This is a genomic window from Salinibacter pepae (genome assembly GCF_947077775.1).
Classification (GTDB): Bacteria; Bacteroidota; Rhodothermia; order Rhodothermales; family Salinibacteraceae; genus Salinibacter; species Salinibacter pepae.
This window is the reverse complement of the sequence record NZ_CAMTTE010000001.1, coordinates 2,011,153-2,029,658: the sequence shown is the minus strand read 5'-3', so window position 1 is coordinate 2,029,658 and position 18,506 is coordinate 2,011,153. Positions and strand designations below refer to the sequence as shown.

Annotated in this window: 12 protein-coding genes; 3 read left to right on the top strand and 9 right to left on the bottom strand. The window is 68.7% G+C overall.

Annotated elements, in window-relative coordinates; translation table 11 throughout:
* Positions 1–171 precede the first annotated feature (171 nt).
* The 6 genes from OJA40_RS08565 to OJA40_RS08540 form a co-directional block, all read right to left on the bottom strand.
* Positions 172–450 carry a phosphoenolpyruvate carboxylase gene (locus OJA40_RS08565; protein WP_263810322.1) on the bottom strand — a complete coding sequence of 93 codons (279 nt, stop codon included), beginning with the start codon at positions 448–450 and terminating at the stop codon, positions 172–174.
* Positions 359–3,046, bottom strand: a complete 2,688-nt coding sequence (locus tag OJA40_RS08560; RefSeq protein ID WP_263810321.1) for a phosphoenolpyruvate carboxylase — start codon at positions 3,044–3,046, stop codon at positions 359–361. The genes OJA40_RS08565 and OJA40_RS08560 overlap by 92 nt, the downstream gene beginning before the upstream one ends.
* A gap of 153 nt (positions 3,047–3,199) precedes the next feature.
* On the bottom strand, positions 3,200–3,664 hold the full coding sequence (locus tag OJA40_RS08555) for a hypothetical protein (RefSeq protein WP_263809390.1): 465 nt from the start codon (positions 3,662–3,664) through the stop codon (positions 3,200–3,202).
* A gap of 54 nt (positions 3,665–3,718) precedes the next feature.
* Positions 3,719–4,888 (bottom strand): DUF3179 domain-containing protein, encoded by a 1,170-nt coding sequence (locus OJA40_RS08550; protein WP_263810320.1) that lies wholly within the window; start codon positions 4,886–4,888, stop codon positions 3,719–3,721.
* A gap of 557 nt (positions 4,889–5,445) precedes the next feature.
* Entirely contained in the window at positions 5,446–5,634 is a 189-nt protein-coding gene (locus OJA40_RS08545; protein ID WP_263809392.1) for a hypothetical protein, read from the bottom strand.
* A gap of 187 nt (positions 5,635–5,821) precedes the next feature.
* Positions 5,822–6,058, bottom strand: a complete 237-nt coding sequence (locus tag OJA40_RS08540; protein WP_263809393.1) for a hypothetical protein — start codon at positions 6,056–6,058, stop codon at positions 5,822–5,824.
* A gap of 128 nt (positions 6,059–6,186) precedes the next feature.
* Between OJA40_RS08540 and OJA40_RS08535 the strand changes: the two genes are divergently transcribed.
* The 3 genes from OJA40_RS08535 (at position 6,187) to OJA40_RS08525 (ending at position 11,713) form a co-directional block, all read left to right on the top strand.
* On the top strand, positions 6,187–6,915 hold the full coding sequence (locus tag OJA40_RS08535; RefSeq protein WP_263810319.1) for an ATP-binding protein: 729 nt from the start codon (positions 6,187–6,189) through the stop codon (positions 6,913–6,915).
* Between the two features lie 300 nt (positions 6,916–7,215).
* Positions 7,216–9,519, top strand: coding sequence for an FAD-dependent oxidoreductase (locus OJA40_RS08530; protein WP_263810317.1), 2,304 nt, complete (start codon positions 7,216–7,218; stop codon positions 9,517–9,519).
* A gap of 238 nt (positions 9,520–9,757) precedes the next feature.
* Positions 9,758–11,713 (top strand): sensor histidine kinase, encoded by a 1,956-nt coding sequence (locus OJA40_RS08525; RefSeq protein WP_263810316.1) that lies wholly within the window; start codon positions 9,758–9,760, stop codon positions 11,711–11,713.
* A 58-nt stretch (positions 11,714–11,771) separates the two neighbouring features.
* Here the strand turns inward: OJA40_RS08525 and OJA40_RS08520 are convergent, their stop codons facing one another.
* The 3 genes from OJA40_RS08520 to OJA40_RS08510 all read right to left on the bottom strand — a co-directional run bounded on the left by OJA40_RS08520 (position 11,772) and on the right by OJA40_RS08510 (position 18,465).
* Positions 11,772–13,754, bottom strand: coding sequence for an ATP-binding protein (locus tag OJA40_RS08520; RefSeq protein ID WP_263810315.1), 1,983 nt, complete (start codon positions 13,752–13,754; stop codon positions 11,772–11,774).
* 500 nt (positions 13,755–14,254) lie between these two features.
* On the bottom strand, positions 14,255–17,305 hold the full coding sequence (locus OJA40_RS08515; RefSeq protein WP_263809398.1) for an efflux RND transporter permease subunit: 3,051 nt from the start codon (positions 17,303–17,305) through the stop codon (positions 14,255–14,257).
* Positions 17,306–17,364: 59 nt separating this feature from the next.
* Positions 17,365–18,465: an efflux RND transporter periplasmic adaptor subunit gene (locus tag OJA40_RS08510; protein WP_263809399.1), complete on the bottom strand. Its 1,101-nt coding sequence runs from the start codon at positions 18,463–18,465 to the stop codon at positions 17,365–17,367.
* Positions 18,466–18,506 lie beyond the last annotated feature (41 nt).

Sequence of the window (18,506 nt, the reverse complement as noted above, 5' to 3'; positions counted from 1 at the left end):
AAAGGGAAGGGAGAAGAGGGGGTCCTACTTGGGAGCTCAGTGCCCTCCACTCCCGTGCTCCCACGCCTTCGCTCTCCCACTCGCCCTTTCTCCCACCCGTGCAGGCGAGGCCTTCAACCCAAGGCGGCAACCTCCATCCCGCGACTGCTCCCTTGACGACGGCAGCCGGAATCAACCCGTGCTCTGCATGGCGGCGGCGACGCCGTTGATGCTGAGGAAGATGGCCTCGCGGAGCGTCTCCTGCTCCGTTTCGTCCGTGCGGGCCCGGTAGCGTTTCAGGAGCTCAATCTGGAGGAGATTGAGCACATCGGTGTACGGGTTGCGGAGCTCGATCGACTTCTTGAGGACCGGGTTGCCGTCAAAGAGGGCGTCCTGACCGGTGATTTGGAGGATGGCCTCCTCGGCCCGCTCGTAGTCGTCCACGATGGGGGCGTGAAACGACGTGTCCACGTCGGCGAGGGCGTCGTACCGCTCGGCAATCGGGAGGCGCGCGGGCCATCTCGCGCTGGGCGCTGTCGAGGACGGTCCGGAAGAAGGGCCAGTGCTCGTACAGGTCTTTCAGCGTGTCGCGGGCGTCGGGCTCGTCCTCCAGGAGGGTGCCGAGGCCCTGGCCGGTGCCGTACCAGCCCGGCGCGATGTAGCGCGTCTGCGTCCACGCGAACACCCACGGAATGGCGCGCAGGTTCTCGAACTCGACCTGCTCCCCCTCGGAGGCGCGGGAGACGGGCCGCGAGGCGATGGGCAGGCGGCTGATGTGTTCGATGGGCGTGGCCGCGGTGTACCACTGCCACCCCTCGGGGTCGTCGATGAATTCGCGGTAGGCGGCCATGCCCTCCTCGGCGAGGCGGTCCATGAGGGCCACCACGTCGGACTCCATCGACACCTTGTCGGCCAGCAAGGGGGACTCCGCGGACGACGTGTTCTGGGCGCGGGCCGTGGCCGTGAGGGTCGCGTTCACGATCTGCTCCACGTGGCGCCGCGCGATGTCGGGCAGGGCGTAGCGGAACGAGATAATCTCGCCCTGCTCGGTCATCCGGATGCGCCCGTTGTGCACGACGGGGGGGAGCGCCCGAATGGCCTGCGAGGTGTGGCCGCCGCCCCGCCCCACGGTGCCGCCGCGCCCGTGGAAGAGACGCAGGTCCACGTCGTGTTCGTCACACACCACCCCGAGCGCGTGGATGGCCTTGTGGAGCGCCCAGTTGGCCATCCAGTAGCCGCCGTCCTTGTTGCTGTCGGAGTAGCCCAGCATGATCTCCTGGAAGCCGTCGCGCCCCTCCAGCTGCGCGGCGTACACCGGGTGCGTAAAGAGCGTCTCCATCCGGTCGTCGGCGGCGTCGAGGTCCTCGATCGTCTCGAAGAGCGGCACCACGTCGAGCGGGCACCGGTAGCTGCCGTCGACCACCGCCCCGAGCCCCGCCTCCTTCGCCAGCAGCATTGGCTCCAACAGGTCGCTCACGGTGTGGGTCATGCTCACCACGTAGCTGCCCACGATGTCGGGATCGACCGCGTGCATCGCCCGGATCACGCCGAACACCTCCATCAGCTCCGCCGCGTCGGGGGGCAGGCCCGCGTGGCGGCTCACCAGCGGACGCGGGTTCTGGAGCTCCTCGGACAGCACCGCCAGCTTGTCCTCTTCAGAGAGGGCGCCGTAATCGTCCACCACGCCGCCCGCGTCCAGCAACGCGGCCACCGTGTCCTCGTGGACCCCGCTGTGCTGGCGCACGTCGAGGGCGGCAAGGTGAAACCCGAACGTTTTCACCAGCGCGCGGAGGCGGTGGAGCGGCCCGCTCTGCGCCGCGTCCTCGAAGCCGTGCCCCTGGAGGCTCTCGGCGATGAGGTCGAGGTCGGCGAGCAGGTCGTCGGCGGTGTAGGCGCCCGCCATCGCCGCCACGTCGGTCGCGTCGATCCGGTCGAGCAGGCCGCGGAGGCGTTTCTCAATGTAGCAGAGCTTGAGGCGGTACGGCTCGCGCTGGTACCGACGCTCCACGTCGTCGGGCAGGTCGATCGCCTCGGCGTCCGCGTCCAACGACGCCCGCAGCGCGTCCGACACGGTGAGCTGGCGCGTGGAGATGCTCAGGTCGTCGCGCAGCTCGTCGATCTCGTCGAGGTAGTGCTCCAGCGTGGTGCGGCGCTGGCGGGCCACGGTCCAGCGCGTCACGTCGGCCGTCACGTTGGGGTTGCCGTCCCGGTCGCTGCCGATCCAGGAGCGGTACTGCAGGAAGGCCGGCAGCTCGGCCGTGGTGTCGTAGTGGCGGCGCAGGGCCTGCTGCACGTCGCGGTGGATCGCAGGAATGGTGTCCCAGATGGATCCGTGCAGGAAGTGGTGGCCCTGCTTCACCTCCTCCCGCACCGTGGGCCGCTCGGCCCGCACTTCATCGGTGCCCAGGAGGAACGCGACCTGGCTGTAGAGGCGGTCCAGCGTCTCGGCCCGCTCGTCCGGCGTGGCGTCCGGGCGGCGCAGGGTCGAGAGCAGGTCGGCGATGTGCTGCTCCTTGCGCAGCACCGAACGGCGGCGCGCCTCCGTGGGGTGGGCCGTGAGGGTGGGCTGAATGTCGAGCTGCCGGAAGAAGGCCACCACCTCATCGGCCGTGTGGCCCTCCGCCTTCAGGTCCGCCACCGCCGCGTCGATCGACTGCGGGCGCGGCTCCGCCTCGTCGGACGAGCCGTTCTCGTCGCCCGGCCCCAGCGGCCACGCCGACGGGCCAGACTGGCGGGCGCGCTCGCGGTTGATGCGGATGATCTCCTGCTGCTCTGCCTGGTTGACGAGGTGGAAGAAGGTCGTGTAGACGTGCAGCAGCCGCTCCAGGGTGTCCTGGTCGAGCGTTGCGATCCGCTCCGCGGCCTCCTCCCGCTTCTCCGGGGCGTCCTCCCGCTCCGCCGCCTTGCAGAGCGCGCGCAGCCCCTCGACGTGCCCGAAAAGGGCCGTCCCGCCCTGCTCCTCCGCGATGTGCCCAAGCATGCTGCCCACCAGGTTCACCTGGCGGCTCAGGGGCGTAGAGATGCCGGTGCCCTCCGTCTCAAGGTCAAGGTCGTCCCAGCGGGGCATGATGAATCGGGGAATGTGAACAGACGGTGAGGACGTGCCCAAGGTACAGGGCGACCGCGACGGCTCCAAGTTTTCGGCCGCGTGCGGGGGCCTCTTCAGTCAATCGTAACACCCGCCGGACGCCCGTCTAAGATGGAAGCGCTCCCGCAGTCGTTATTTCCAGAGCGGGTCGTCCCACGACAGAAAATACCCGAGGGTAGCCGTCGGGCTTGCGGGGAGACGGCCCGAGCGGGTCGACTGGCCGTGGACCGGGAGGCGGGCCCCAAGCTGCACGGCCCCCGGCCCCACGCTCCACCCCACCGTCGGGATCACCTGCACCAGCTCGCGGGCGGCAAACTCGAACCCCGTGCGGGTGTCGTCTTCGAGGTAGCCGGCACTACTCGCGTCTTTTTCGACGAGTCGATCGTCTCCGGACGTAAATTCGTCGAGGGAGGGAATTCCGTCTCGAGGAACGCCCCCGTCCACGAGCCGGTCGGTCGGAATGGTACAGCTGTCGAGGTTGAAGCCCGAGTTCCCATCCCCACTGTCACTGACGCTTCCCACGTCGCAGCCCGTGAGCACGAGGACGCCGGCGAGCACTCCAATGGACAGCCAAGCTGTGGATCGAGGAGGCATCATGGAAACGCGTCGGTGATTGCAAAAGTCCGTGCGCGGGGATGGGGAGACACACGCCTACGAGCTTCCTCCGGCCCCATAGAGTGCAGCGTCGGGACGGAAGGCAAACCAGGCGAAGGCGAAGTAGTCGCCGTGCTGGACGCGGTCGAGCTGGGTCCCCTCCAGCGGGCCCTCCACCGCCCTGCCGGTCACCGTCCACGTGCTTCCGGTGTCCTCGTCCTCGAAGCGCCCATCGTCCACGTAGGAGAAGGCGAGCGTGCGCCCGTCCACGCGGCGGTCGAAGACGCCGGTGGAGCCGGTCTCTTTCGACTCCGCGATCTCGGCCGCGTCGAGCGCAGAGACGGCGCCAGGGGCGTGAAACACGGCCAGCGGCCGGCCGGCGACCGTGTCGTGAAGGACACGCTTCTTTTCGGTTTTCGAGTGCGGGTAGGCCTTGTAGCGGTCGCCGATGGTGACGGCCACGACCTTCGCCATCGGGGGCAGGCGGTCGTCCGTGGGGCCCCGGTAGGCGAAGGGCTTATTGTCGATGTCGTCGTAGCCGGCGTACGGATTGCGGCCGTACGGTCGGTCGTGCCCCGTGTCGCGCGAGAGCACCGCTCCGTCCGGATGGGTGGTGCTGAACTGGCGGAAGGAGACGATCTGCGACGGAATCTGCGTCAGCGTCCGGCCCGCAAGGTCGCCGACGATCGCTTTCCCCGTGAGCTGCTGCCATAGCGTTTCGGTCTTGCGGTCGTACATCACGAGGTCCGAGTTGCGGAGCAGGCCGGAAACGCCAAGCTCGACCGGCGCGCCGTCGAGCGTGCGCTCGAACACGAGGGCGCTGTAGCAGAGCGGACAGAAGGTGACGGCCACCGGCGTGCCCGCAATCCGGTCGTTCACGATCTCGTGGTGCGTGAGGATCTGAAGCGGATAGGCCCGGGCCGTGCCCTTGTGTTCGAGTAGGATCACCGGCTCTTCCGGCGCCACCCACCTGCTCGCCTCCCGCACCGATACGAAGACGGGGGCGTCCACCGACGGGATGCCGTCCTTCGGCGGCCCGCCCGACACCAGCGTCGAGAGGTCGATATTGTGCTTCGAGTACGCCGTGTCGAACTGCTGGAGGGCCGGCGGCGCGTTCGGGGGGAGGGACGACTGCGCTCGCGCCCCCGGCGCAACGGAAACGACCCAGAGTCCCACCAGACCCAGTGCGAAAACCAATCGATGCTGCACGGACGGAGAATCGGTCATCGGAGAAGACGCGAGGTGAGCAGCCCTCTACGGCTGTGCTTAGGGCGCTTTTTTAGGGCAGCGTTACGCACCGGGCGGAGTTCACACCGGAAGCCCCCGAATCGGGGAGGGTCGCACGCCGAGTGTTCTCGCCCCTTCGGTGCCTCCGTCAACGGAATTCGTCCCCCGGTCGCCCGCGTGTGCCCCCTCGAACGGCCCCCGTCGGACCCAGGGCCGCATTGAAGGCACGCACCCCGACCGCCGATAACCAGAGGCGAGCGGAACGGAGAGATGCCTCGTCGGCACCGGTCGGAGGGCCTCCAGAGCACCGGAACGAGGCCGCGGTCGCCCGGCCGCCAACACCGCCCCCCTCGTTCGGTGTGCGGCCTCTCTTTCCGACCAGCACGCAGCGGGGCGCAGCCGGACGTGGCACGAATCGGTTGCGCCCCGGCCCCGCGTCGCCTAGACACGTTCCGCGTCGTTGCTTCTGTTGTCTTCTGCCACACGCACAAGAGCATGCATCGGACATTCACCCCTAGCGGGCTGGTCATCGCACTTTTGGGGTTTGTGATGACCCGCTACACCATCACGTTCGCCCACGCGGAGGCGTCGACGGCGTTTGTGGTGGGGGGCATCGTCCCCCTCGTCCTCGGGCTGTCGTTGTCGGTGTGCGGTGTGGCCCTCGCCATCGGCTCGTTCGAGACGTGGTACGTGCGCACCATTGCGCAGTGGACGGTGCTCGGGGCCGGCGTGATCGGCCTGCTCATCGTGGCGACCGTCTACGGAGGCCCGTCCTCCTTCGCCGAAGACGTCCGGACGATCGGCATCTTCTCGAATGTGCTGATCGGGGGCAGCGTGGGCGGGGCCCTCACCGGCGTGTACGCCGCCCAAACCAAAGCCGCCCAGCGCAAACTCCTGAACCGTCAGAATCGGCTCGTCATCCTGAATCGCCTGCTACACGACCGGGTGATGAACGCCGTCACGGTAATCAAAGGCAGCGCCCCGCTCCTGCGGGACGGTGCGGACACGGGACTGGAGTCGGTGGACGCCATTCTGGAAAAGGCCGAGTCCATCGAGGCCGTCATGGGAAGCGTGCACGACCTCGCCGAGCCGGGCGCCGGGGCCGAGCGGCAGCCGGTGGACGTCCCGGAAGCCGTCGAGACGGCCCTCCAGCAGGCACGAGAGAGACACCCCGACGCGACATTCGTGGCCCAATCGCTTCCCTCCGACCTATCGGCGTACGCGAATCACCGGCTGGCGGACGTGGTGGGGCAGTTGCTCAAAAACGGGGCCGAGCACGCCGGCGTGGAGGCCCCCGCGTGGCCGTCGCCCTCGACACGACCCCCGACACCGCGACGATCTCTGTGTCCGACGAGGGGCCCGGGCTGCCGGACAAGAACCGGGAAGCACTGGAGACCGGCACGACCATCTCGGAACAGGGGGCCCCTACGGCGGGGCTCGGGTTGTATCTCGTGCGGCTGTTCGTCCACACGGTTCGGGGATCCGTCCACACAGAGGCGACCGACGCGGGAACCACCGTGTCGATCGCCCTCGAACGCGTCCCCGAGTCCGCCGAAGGCGCGTCCGCCGCCCCGGCAGATTCACCCCTCCTGGGCGTCGCGCCGGCCCGGCTCGGGGCCACCGCCCTGTCAGGGCTGATCGCGGGCGTGGTCATGGGGGTGTACATGCACGTCACCACCGGCGTCGTGCCGGTCATCGGCGCGCTCTACGGCACAAAGAGCCTCGTCGTCGGCGTCCTGACCCACGAGTTTCACAGTCTCGTCTTTGCCCTCATCTACGCCGGCCTCCTCACCCTTCTGCCGCGGTGGTGGCGGACAACCTGGATCGGGACGGCCGGTGTGGGGGCCGTGTGGGGGGCCGTGCTATGGCTCGTGGCGGCGGGACTCGTGATGCCGATCTGGCTTAACCTCGTCGGCATCGCGACCCCGGTCCCGAACCTCAATCCGAACAGCCTGCTGGCGCACCTTCTGTGGGGCACTGTGCTCGCGGTCGGCATCCAGGTGAGCCGGCGGTGGTTTGTCTCGTAGCGCCGCCCGCGCCCCGCGGTTCGTCCGGCTGGGCACAGGGACGCGAGCCGACGTCCTCGGTCTCCCCTATTTTGACCTTCGGCCCCCATGGATGAGCCCCCTGTGGCGGCCCCCGAAACACGGCGTCGGGCGCGCATGGGCCTCACGGGCACTTCGCACAGACTTGTCCGTGTGTTTGCACACTGGGTCGGCCCCGTAACGCCGGCCGGTAGGCCCCGACCACATGTTTGGGGTCCACGTGCTTGGGGTCCACGGACGCTTCTCCCGCCTTGGCCTTCGCCCTACCGTTCTGTAGCTCCCATGCTCGACGCGCTCGCCCGCTACGCCAACTGGCTCCACCTGCAGTGGCCCGCCGGCACGCCCGAAAAACTTCCCAAGGTCGACGACCACTTTCGCACCAACGTCGACGGGGTGTACGTCGTGGGCGACCTGGCTGGGGTCCCCCTCCTCAAATTCTCGGTCGACGGCGGCGCGCGGGCCGTGCGGGACCTGCTCACGCGGGGCATCGACCCCGTGGAGCCGACGGGCGCGGACGGGCCGTACGACGTGGTCATCATCGGCGCGGGGGCCAGCGGCATGGCCGCCGCCCGGGAGGCCCGAACGAGCGGGCTCTCTTTCTGCGTCCTGGAGTCGCAGCGCCGGTTTGCGACGATCAAGGACTTTCAGGCCGGCAAGCCGATCTACACCTACCCGGAGGCAATGACGCCGGCGAGCGACCTCGAGGTGACCGCGCAGGTGAAAGAGGCGCTCGTTGACGAGTTGGAGGCCCAGACAAAGGACCTTCCGGTGCGGCACGCGACGGCCCACCGGATCGACCCGGCCCCCGAGGGCCACGCGGTGGTCACGACCGATGGGGATCGCATCCGGGGCCAGCGCGTGATCGTGGCCATCGGGCGGAGCGGCAACTTCCGAAGCCTGGACGTGCCCGGCGAGGACAAGGACCACGTGCAGCACCGCCTGCACGACCCCACGCGGTGCCGCGGCGACCGGGCCCTGGTCATCGGCGGGGGCGACTCGGCGGCGGAAGCGGCCACTGCGCTCACGGAGGCGGGGGCGGACGTCACCCTCTCGTACCGGCGCGACGAGTTCGTGCGGCCGAAGGAGACGAACGTGGAGCGCCTCTACGAGCGGGCCACGTACCACGAGGGCGAGGGCAGCCTCACCCTCAAGATGCCGACCGACGTGGAGGAGATCCGTGAGGCCGAGGTCGTCCTCTCCGACGAAAACGGCGATACGGAGACGGTCGACGCGGACCACGTCTTCGCGACGGTCGGGCGGGAGGCGCCGCTCGACTTCTTCCGCCGCTCCGGCATCGAGCTGCGCAACGACTGGGGCGAGGTGCCCGACTCGCTGAACGAGGCGCTCTCGGGGCTCGCCTGGCTCAAAGACCTGCGCTGGGACCGCATCACGGCGTTTGCGGCCTTCTTTTTCTTCATGGTGGCCGTCTACAGCTGGAAGGACGGCGGCTGGGTGGGCCAGTGGGCGCAGGCCACCGGGTTCTTCCCGTTCGGCTGGTCCCCCGACACGAGCGGAACGGGCGCGCTCGACATTCTGCTGACGTCGATGCAGAAGCCGGGCTTCTACTACACGTTCGCCTACTCGGCGCTCGTGGTCGTCTTCGGGGTCAAACGCATCCGGCGGCGCAAAACGCCCTACATCAAGGTGCAGACCCTTACCCTGATGGGCATTCAGGTGCTGCCGCTCTTCATCCTTCCGGAATTCGTCCTTCCCTACCTCGGGGCGAACGGCCTCCTGCCCACCGGCGTCCTCGACGCCCTCTTCCCCACCAGCGAGTACGCGGTCCACGGGCGCCAGTACTGGCGGGCCTACGGCTTTATCTTGGCCTGGCCCCTCTTCATCTGGAACGTGTTCACCACCGACCCGCTCTGGTGGTGGCTCGCCATCTGCTTCGTGCAGACCTTCGTGCTGATCCCCGGGATGATCTACTTCTGGGGGAAGGGGGCCTACTGCGGCTGGATCTGCACCTGCGGCGCCCTGGCCGAGACCCTCGGCGACCAGCACCGCGAGAAGATGCCGCACGGCCCCGGCTGGAATAAGCTCAACCTGGCGGGGCAGGTCATCATGGGGGTGGCGTTTGCGCTGCTGGTCCTGCGCATCGGCGGGTGGATCTGGCCGGGCAGCGGGGCGGCGGAGGCCTACCGGGCCGTCCTCTACGGCGGGGGCCTCGGCCTGGGCTACAGCTGGGTGGTGGACATTCTGCTGGCCGGCATGGTGGGCTTCGGGGTGTACTTCTGGCTCAGCGGGCGCTTCTGGTGCCGCTTTTTCTGTCCCCTGGCGGCGATTATGCACATCTACCACCGGTTCAGCCGCTTCCGCATCCTGGCGGACAAGAAGAAGTGCATCTCGTGCAACCAGTGCACGAGCGTCTGCCACCAGGGCATCGACGTGATGGCGTACGCCCAGACGGGCACGCCGATGGACGACCCGGAGTGCGTCCGGTGCTCGGCGTGCGTGGAGACGTGCCCGACCGGTGTGCTCGAATTTGGACAGGTGCAGCCCAACACCGGCGAGGTGATCCACCGCGACGCACTGGAGGCCTCGCTCACCCGCATCCAGGAGCACGAAAACGGCACCGCGGCGTAGTGTCGCCCCGGCCTGTTGCGGGCCGCCCGCCACGCCCCCGTTGCGTCCCGAACCTGGCACTAATCTTGCTGTTCTCTATACTTTGCCCAGGGCCTTCGCGCTGGCCGAATCGTTGGCCTGGGAGAGTCGTAGTAGGACACCAATACAAAACGAACGTGAAGCCCCAAAGTGAAGCGCTCGCTGACCGCCTGCCGGGCGGCGCGCTTCACGTCTCCCTTTTGCTCCAGCCCGCACCGCAATGCCCGCAAGCGAGACGCAGGGCGGCCCCCCGCCCGACGACCATACAGGCGCGGAGCCCCCCCCACCTCTGCCCGAACAGTCCGACTTCGCGGACGCCGTGCTGGCGGCCATGCCCGATCCGGTGTTTGTGTTCGGCCCGCAGAACACACTCGCGTGGGGCAACGCTCCCCTCCAACAGGCCACCGGGCACTCGGCCGCTGCCCTCCGCGGAAAAAGCCTGCCGGAACTGTTCGGGAAGGGCGACGCCGCGGCCGTCGAACAGGCCCTCGGTGCCGTGCGGGCGGGGCGCGACACCGCACCGGCGGAGGTTGCGCTTCTTCCTCGCGAAGGCCCCCCCCGCCCGTGTACGTTCACTGCGCGGCCGCTGTCCGGCGACGTGGGGCCGCCAAACTGCGTCGTGGGCATTGCGCGGATGGCGCCCCTGTCTACGGCCCAGGACGAAACGCTCCGGCTCGAACGCGACCGGCTGGCGGCGCTGTACACGGGCCTGCCGAGCCCGGTGGTGCACTACGAGGTACAGGGCGGGGCCGCCATCGCCCGTGGCGCCAACGTGGCGTTCGAGGAGGCCTTCGGCGTATCCCGGAGCGAGGTGGTCGGCCACGACCTCGATGCGCTTCTCGCCCCCGACGAACGGCTCTCCCAGGCCGAGACGCTCACCCGACGGGCCGTGGAGGAGGGCAGTGTGCAGGCCGAAGTGATCCGCGAAACGAACAAAGGGCGCCGGCACTTCCGGCTCAACTCGGTGCTGTTTTCCGATAGCGAGACGCCGGAAGGGTATGCGATCTACACCGACATCACCGAGCAGAAGGAACGGGAGCAGACGCTGCGCGACGAGCAGGACGCCCTGCGGTCGATGTACCGCATCACCGCCGACCGAAACGCCTCCTTCGACGACAAGGTGCGCCGCCTCATTGAGCTCGGGTGCGCGTACCTGGACCTCCCGTACGGGTTTTTGACCCGCATCTCGGACGGCACGCAGCACATCCTCCAGGCGACGGGGGACCACCCGTTGCTCCAACCCGGCAAGTCGTGCCCCCTCTCCGAATCGTACTGCCGAAAGACGGTGGAGGAGGGGACCCTGCTGGCCGTGCAGGACGCCGCGGCTGCGGGCTGGACGAGCGACCCGGCCCACGAGAAATTCGGGTTGGGCACCTACATCGGCTCGCAAATCCTGGTCGACGGGACGCTCTACGGCACGCTGTGCTTCGCGGCCTCCGGCGCCCGCCCCACCGCGTTCACGGAGCGGGAGCGGACCTTCGTGGAGCTGATGTCCCGGTGGGCGAGCTACGAGCTCGAGCACCGCCGCGCCACCGAGCAGCTTGAGCGCCAGAACGAACGGCTCGATAACTTCGCCGGCCTCGTGGCCCACGACCTCCGAAACCCACTCAACGTGGCGAAGGGCCGCCTCGAGCTCGTGAAGGACACGGAGGACCTGAGCCACCTTTCGGCCATCGACCGGGCCCTGGAGCGGATGGACGAGATCATCGAGGACCTGCTGGCAATTACCTGGGGCGGGCAAAAACTCAGCGACGAGGACCTAGAATACTGTGACCTTGCCTCCCTGATTGCGTCGTGCTGGGAGCGCGTCGACGTGCCGGAGGCCGGCCTCGTGGCCGACGACCCCCCCCGTGTGCGCGCCGACGCAAACCGCCTCCAGCGGCTTCTGGAAAACCTGTTCCGCAACGCCATCGAGCACGGAGGCGAGGACGTAACCCTCCGGATCGGCGCGCTCGACGACGGGTTCTTCGTGGAGGACGACGGCCCGGGCATCCCGTCCGATCAGCAGGAGGAGGTGCTCAAGGCCGGGTACTCGTCGGACGAGGAGGGCACGGGGCTCGGCCTGAGCATCGTGAAGACCATCGTGGACGCCCACGGATGGGCCCTCGCCCTGACGGAGGGGCGCGACGGCGGGGCGCGCTTCGAGGTTACCGGCGCCGAGGTGGACCGCGAGTAGGCTTGGGCCGCGCGCGGCGCAGAACCGATGGGCGGGACCATGCTCGGCATGGGAGGTCCTACGCCTCCCCCATCGATTCGGTCGTCCCGCCCTCGGCCACTTCGGCCTCCGGCGACGTGGCCTTGGGAAGCCGCACGGTGAAGCAGCTGCCGGCCCCTTTCGCCGTCTCGACGTCGACCTGCCCCCCCATCTCCTCCGTCGCCTTCTGGGTCACCGCCAGCCCCACGCCGCTGCCCTCGTAGGCCCGGCCGAGGCCCTCCGACGCCTGCCGGAACGGCTTGAACAGATCGTCGGCCAGCGCCGGGTCCATCCCAATCCCGGTGTCCTCAACCTCCAAGACCGCCCAGCCGTCCGCCCAAAACACCCGGACGTAGACGCCTCCCTCCTCGGTGTACTTGATGGCGTTGGAGACCAGGTTCTGTAGCACGATCTGCACGCTGCCCGCATCGGCGCGGGCCCACACCTCCGGGCGGCCCGTCTCGACCGTCAGCCCCAGCCCCTTCTCTGTCGCCTGCGGCCGCAGCTCCTCGGCGGCGCGGCGCGCCTTCCTGACCAGGTCGACCGGCTCCGTTTCGAGCCCCATCTGCCCCGCCTCCAGTTTTGAGAGGTTCAACACCCCGTCGAGCGTGTCGAGCAGGCGGCGCCCGCTCCGCTCGATGAGCCCGGCAAACCGACCGGTATTGCCGTCCCCGGCGCCGACCTCGTCGCCGAGGGCCTCGGCAAACCCGATGATCGAGGTGAGGGGCGTGCGGATTTCGTGGCTCATGTTCGCCAGGAAGGCCGACTTCAGCCGGGCCGCCTCCTCGGCCTGATCCCGCGCCACCTCCGCCTCCGTTCGGGCCCGCTCCGCCTCATCCTTCGCCGCACGCAGGGCCTCCTCCCGGTCGAGTCGGTCGAGCGTCGCCGTGGCGTAGCTTCCGAGCACCTCAATCAGGTGCGTGTCGAACCCACTGATCGCGCCGGGCTCCGGCGACGCCACCGCGAAGGTGCCGTGCGCGCCGATCGGGACCACCACGACCGATCGCAGGTCGCCGTGCGCAGCCGGGTCGCCCGCCTCCGCCTCCTCCACGTCGTCAACCGCGAGCGTGTTGCCGCTCCGGTATACCTCCGCGACGGCACTGTCCCCCTCAATGTTAAAATCCGGCCGCTCGGGCATGAACGTGAAGGTAGCCGCCGACACGTCGAACGCCTTCAGGGCCCCGTCCTCGGCGAAGCGCACCGACACGCCCCGATAGCCCAGCACCTCCCGGACGAGGTCAATGAGGGCCTCCGCGACCTCCGTGCGACTGGCAGCCCGGAGCAGGTGATCGGTCGCCGAGTAGAGGGCCTCCACTTTCATCTGCCGGTCCTTCAGCTCCGCCTCCCGCCGGGTCAACTCTCGGGTTCGGCGCCGCACGGCGGACCGTAGGAACAGGATCACCGCAACCGAGACCACGCCAAGCCCTCCGACGCCCAGCAGGGCCCAGCGCAGGTAGGTCCACGCCTGCCCGACGTGGGCCAGGTCGTCTTCGCCGCGGGGGAGGATCTGGTAGGAAAGATCGTACTGACTGATGATGCCCGTCACTTCCACCCGGTCGCCCTCGTCGAACCGCCCCAGACGGATGCGCTCCGTGTGTTGGTTCGACACGAACACGGTGAGCTGAGCGTCGGACGACTCGTCCTCGCGGAGGACGAAGTAGTCGCCGCCCCGGTTCGCGCTGCGTGCCGTAATCGTGCCGTCCACGCGTGCGAGCTGTCCCTCGTGGCGGTCCGACGCGGCCGACGGCACCGAGAGCGGCACCGGATCGGGCGTCCGCCGGGCGGCCTCCACGCGCTCGTGGCCGATTCCCGCAATCTGGGCCAGTCCCGCCTCGTGCCTCAGCACGCCCCACACCCGCGCACTGTCGCCACGGCTGAGGGCCCGGGCCTCCGGGAGGCGCACGTGAATCCCCGCGGTCGCGTCCTGCAGGGCCCCAACGCCTTCCTCTGGGAGGGGCACCGCACCGGGCGCAGCGGTCACGCGCCCCGCGACCACCACCGTATCGCCCACGCGGTCTGGCATGCGGTCCCCATCGACGTTCCGCCGGACCTGAGCGATGGGGGCGGGCGCCCTGTATTGAAGGCTGTCCGTCGGGGCGGCGTCCGCGGAACAAAGACCGCTCCAGTGCGGCAGCAGGCCGACGGCGAGCAGGCCCCAAAGGACCAGGCGGGGGATCATGGGATCGACGCGACGGACGGAAATGGAGATGGGTGCCTACCGCACACAGGTTGAGCAAAAAACACTCCATTCCCGGGGCAGGTCCACGAGGACTCGACAGTCCATAAAAGTTTACCCCAGAGACACATCCACACCGTCTCTTTTTGGCCACGATGCGACCTCGTCCCCGCGCACCACGGGCCCTCATCGGAACTGCCGTCTCTGTGCCGCCCCCGCCTCGGCAGTGTGGGCCGTCAAAAGAACCGATGCAGGCTGGGGCGCCGTGCAATTCTCACGGCCCGAGAAGGCCCCGAACGGCCCAGAGACTCGCGTCGGGCGGGGCGGGTCACCCCGCAAACGACCGGCTAGCGTTCCGAATACGGGAGGCGCTTGACGCCGAAGAGGATGGCGTAGAGGACCGGCACCACAATCATTGTGAGCACCGTGGCGAAGAGCAGCCCGGACGTGATGGTCACTGCCATGGCCACGAAGAACGCGTCGGTAAAGAGCGGAATCATGCCCAGGGCCGTCGTAATCGACGCCATCATGACCGGGCGCAGCCGGACGACGCTCGCGCCCACGATGGCCTGGTAGAGCGGTTCGTCCTGCTTCCAGATCTCGATCTCGTCGATCACGACGACGGCATTCTTGATGAGCAGGCCCGACAGGCTCAGGAAGCCCAGCAGGGCCGTAAACCCGAAGGCCGCCCCCGTGGCGAGCAGGCCCGCCACCACGCCGATCAGAGCCAGGGGCACGGTCAGCCAGATGATGAGCGGCTGGCGGAGCGCGTTGAAGAGGGCCACCGTGATCAGCACCATCAGCACGAAGAAAATCGGGACCGCCGAGAAGAGCGAGGCATTGGCCTCGTTCGAGTTCTCGTACTGGCCGCCCCATTCGATGTCGTACCCTCGCGGAAGCGAAAGCTTCTCCACCGTCGGCCGCACCTGCTGAAAGACCGAGGTTGCCGTCCCCGAGATGGGGTCGGCGTACACGCTCACCGTCGGGGCGCGCTTGTGCCGCCACACAATGCCGTCCTCGAAGCCGGTCTCGAACCCGGAGACGACCTGCCGGATCGGGACGTACGCGCCCGCCACCGGACTCCACACCTGCGCGTTCTTCATGTTGCTGGCACGGGCCCGCTCCTCGGACGGGGCCCGCATCATGATGGGCAGCAGGTCCTCCCCTCTTCGGTACACCCCCATGCGGGTGCCCTCGAAGGTCCGCTGAACGGCCCGCGCCACGTCGGGGCGCGTCACCCCGAGGGCACTCGCCGCGTCCTCGGCGACCTGCGGGCGGGTGACCTCCACCCGGTTGCGCCAGTCGTTGCGGACGGCCTTGGTGTTGTCGTGCGCCCGAAAGATGCCCTCCACGCGCTGGGCGATGGCCCGCAGCGAGTCGGGGTTGGGGCCGCTGATGCGTGCCTGAATGCGCCCGGTGCCGCCCCCGGGCCCAAAGACAAACGGAAACGCGTACACGTTGGCCCGCGGCAGCATCGCGGAGAGGCGGGCGTCCACCGAGTCCTTGAGACTGGAAATCGTCCGCCAGTCGTCGACGTCCACGATCAGCTGGGCGTAAGACGCGTTGGGTCGCTCCGGGCTGTACGGCAGCACGAACCGGAGCGCCCCCTGCCCCACCACCGAACTGACGTGGGTGACGGCGTCGAGGCCCTGCACGTACTGCTCCGCCTCCTTGACGGCATCTTCGGTGTCCCGAATGTGCGTGCCCTGGGGCATCCACACGTCCACAAGAAACTGCGGCCGCGTGGAGTCGGGGAAGAAGCTCTGCTTGACGAACCCGCCCCCCCATATCGACAGCCCCATGAGCCCCGTGATGACCGCCACCGTCACCCACCGGTAGTTGATCGCCCCCTGAAGCAGACGGCGGTAGACCGTGTACACCGGCCCGTCGTGGGCGCTCTCCACCGCCTCGTCCGGGTCGGGCTTCTTCAGAAAGTCGACCCCCAAAAGCGGCGCGAGCGTAACGGAAAGCACCCAGCTCAGCGACAGCGAGTAGAGGATGACGAGGAACAACGACCCCAAAAACTCCCCGCTGCTGTCGGAGGAGGTCCCGATGGCGGCGAAGCCCAGGATGGCCACGGCCGTGGCCCCGAAGAGCGGCCACTTCGTCTGCTCCACAATCTCCGAGGCGGCCGCCACCCGCTCCCGCCCCTCCTTGAGGCGCGTCAGGATGCCGTCCACGATCACCACGGCGTTGTCGACGAGCATCCCGAGCGCGATGATGAGCGCGCCCAGCGAGATCCGCTGCAGCACCACGTCCGTCGCGTACATCAGGATAAACGTGCCGAGCACGGTCACCGCCAGCACAAACCCCATGAGGAGCCCGCTGCGCCACCCCATCGCCAGCAGCAGCACGACGATCACGATCGCGATGGCGGTGACCAGGTTCCAGACAAACCCACTCACCGCCTCGCTCACGTCGTCGGCCTGGAAGTTGATGTAGTTGTACTCGATGCCCACGGGGCGATCGGCCTTTAACGCGTCGAGGCGGGCCTTCACGGCCCGTCCCATCGTAACGACGTTGCCCCCGTCGACGGTCGATACGCCAAGGCCGATTGCGGGCTCGCCGTCGTGCCGCATGAGGGCCCGGGGCGGGGCGGCGTAGCCCCGCCGCACCGTGGCGATGTCCTCCAGGAAGATTTGGCGTCCCCCCTGGCTCGCGATCAGAATCGACCGCAGGTCGTCCAGCGACGCCGTCGCCCCCGACGGCCGGACCGAAATGTGGCTGTCCCCCACCCGCACGCGCCCGGCATCGACGACAATGTTCTGGGTGCGCAGCCTTCCCGCGATCCGGTCGACACTGATCCCCAGGTTCGACAGCCGGTCGCGGTTCGGCTCGACGTAGATGGTCTCCTGTCGGTCCGCAAAAAGGCGAACTTTCGCGACGCCCTGCACCTGCACCAGCTCCCGCTTCAGGGCCTCCGCGTGGTCCTTCAGCTCCTGCTTGCTGTAGCCCTCCCCGGTAATGGCCATGAAGATGCCGTACACGTCCCCAAAGTCGTCCTCCACGACGGACGGGCCCGCCCCGGGCGGCAGGCGTCCCTGAGCGTCGTTGACCTTGTCGCGCAGGTCGTCGAAGGCCTGCGTCACCGCATCCCCGATGACGTCACTCTTCATCTCGACCTCCAAAGTCGAGCGCCCCCGGCTGGAGCGGGACTTGATCTCCTTCACCTTTCCCATTGCCTGCACGGCCTCCTCGATGGGGTCGGACACCTCCGCCTCCACCTCGTGGGCGGTCGCTCCGGGGTACTGGGTCACCACCAGGGCGCGCTTGATGGTAAACTCCGGGTCCTCCAGGCGCCCCAGGTTCAGGAACGCAATGACGCCCCCCACCACCACGAGCAGCGTGGTGACGTACGTCAGCGTCCGGTTCTCGATGGCGGCCTTGGCGATGTCCATGGTGGCTCACGGCGGAACACGTAAAAAGAGAGCGGTCGGCTGCAGGGGCCTTCTTCAGGTCACTCCAGTGGACGGACGGGTTGGCCGTCGTTGAGCTGGTGGACCCCGGTGGCAGCGATGCGGTCGCCGGCCCGGAGGCCCGAAGTGACGACCACCGTGCTGTCGCGCATCGTTCCGAGCGACACGGACCGGCGGGCCACGGTCGTCGACGAGTCGCGCACCGCCCAGACGGAGGCGGTCTCGCCCGATCTCGAAAAGACGGCACTGGTTGGAATTGCAATCGTCCCCGCCCCGTCGGCCGCCGGGGCCGGCCCGCCCCCCACGATGGCCCGGGCCGTCATGCCGGGCAGGATGCCGGCGTCGTCGGGCGGCCGGATCGTGAGCGTCGCCTCGTAGGTGCGGGTGCGCGGGTCCGCCGTCGTCGTGATTTCCTTGAGCGTGGCCGGGAGGCGACGGCCCGGACGCATCGAGAAGGTGACGGCAAGCGATTCCGACTGCAGCGCGCGGCGCATCCGGCTCTGCTCCGGCACGTCGATCACCACCTCCATCCGGGACAGGTCCTGCACCGTCACGACGGCCTGCTGCGGCCCCACGTTCTCGTTGAGCTCCACCATTTTCTCGGCCACACGCCCGTCGAACGGGGCCGTGATGCGCGTGTCCGCCACCTGGCTTTGGGCCTGCTCGAGCTGCGACCGGGCCACCTCGTACTCGCGCTGCCGCGCCTCCAGCTGCTGCTGCGACACGATGCCCTGTGCGTACAGGGACTTGGCCCGCTCGTACGCCGACCGGGCCGCGTTTCGGGTTGCACGGGCGGACTGCAGGCGCGACTGTGCGTCGGTGCCGTCGAGGCGGGCGATGAGCTGCCCCGCCTCGACGCGCTCGCCCTCCTGCACGGGCAGGTCGACGACCGTCCCGGGGACCTCGAACGAAAGGGTGGCCGTCTCGGCCGCCGAGACGGTGCCCGGGTACTCACGGGCCGGCGTCGCCCCCGCCTCCTGCACGGTGTGCATTTTGACCGGACGCACCGGCGGCTCCAGCGGCGGCGCGGACGCGCTCTCGGCGCCACAGGCGCTCAGAAGCACGGCCGCGCCAATCATGAGCACAAGCCCGCCCCCCGGTGGCACGGAGACGCGCGAAAACGAAAAACAAGACGTAGGCATCGACGAAGGGTGGCGTCGGTGAAGAAAACAGTGGAAACGGG

Excerpts from the sequence above, each read along its gene's own strand:
- OJA40_RS08515 (WP_263809398.1), bottom strand. The coding sequence starts at position 17,305 with ATGGACATCGCCAAGGCCGCCATCGAGAACCGGACGCTGACGTACGTC.
- OJA40_RS08530 (WP_263810317.1), top strand. The coding sequence starts at position 7,216 with ATGCTCGACGCGCTCGCCCGCTACGCCAACTGGCTCCACCTGCAGTGG.
- OJA40_RS08525 (WP_263810316.1), top strand. The coding sequence starts at position 9,758 with ATGCCCGCAAGCGAGACGCAGGGCGGCCCCCCGCCCGACGACCATACA.
- OJA40_RS08510 (WP_263809399.1), bottom strand. The coding sequence starts at position 18,465 with ATGCCTACGTCTTGTTTTTCGTTTTCGCGCGTCTCCGTGCCACCGGGG.
- OJA40_RS08555 (WP_263809390.1), bottom strand. The coding sequence starts at position 3,664 with ATGATGCCTCCTCGATCCACAGCTTGGCTGTCCATTGGAGTGCTCGCC.
- OJA40_RS08545 (WP_263809392.1), bottom strand. The coding sequence starts at position 5,634 with ATGAGCAGGCCGATCACGCCGGCCCCGAGCACCGTCCACTGCGCAATG.
- OJA40_RS08550 (WP_263810320.1), bottom strand. The coding sequence starts at position 4,888 with ATGACCGATTCTCCGTCCGTGCAGCATCGATTGGTTTTCGCACTGGGT.
- OJA40_RS08520 (WP_263810315.1), bottom strand. The coding sequence starts at position 13,754 with ATGCCAGACCGCGTGGGCGATACGGTGGTGGTCGCGGGGCGCGTGACC.
- OJA40_RS08560 (WP_263810321.1), bottom strand. The coding sequence starts at position 3,046 with ATGCCCCGCTGGGACGACCTTGACCTTGAGACGGAGGGCACCGGCATC.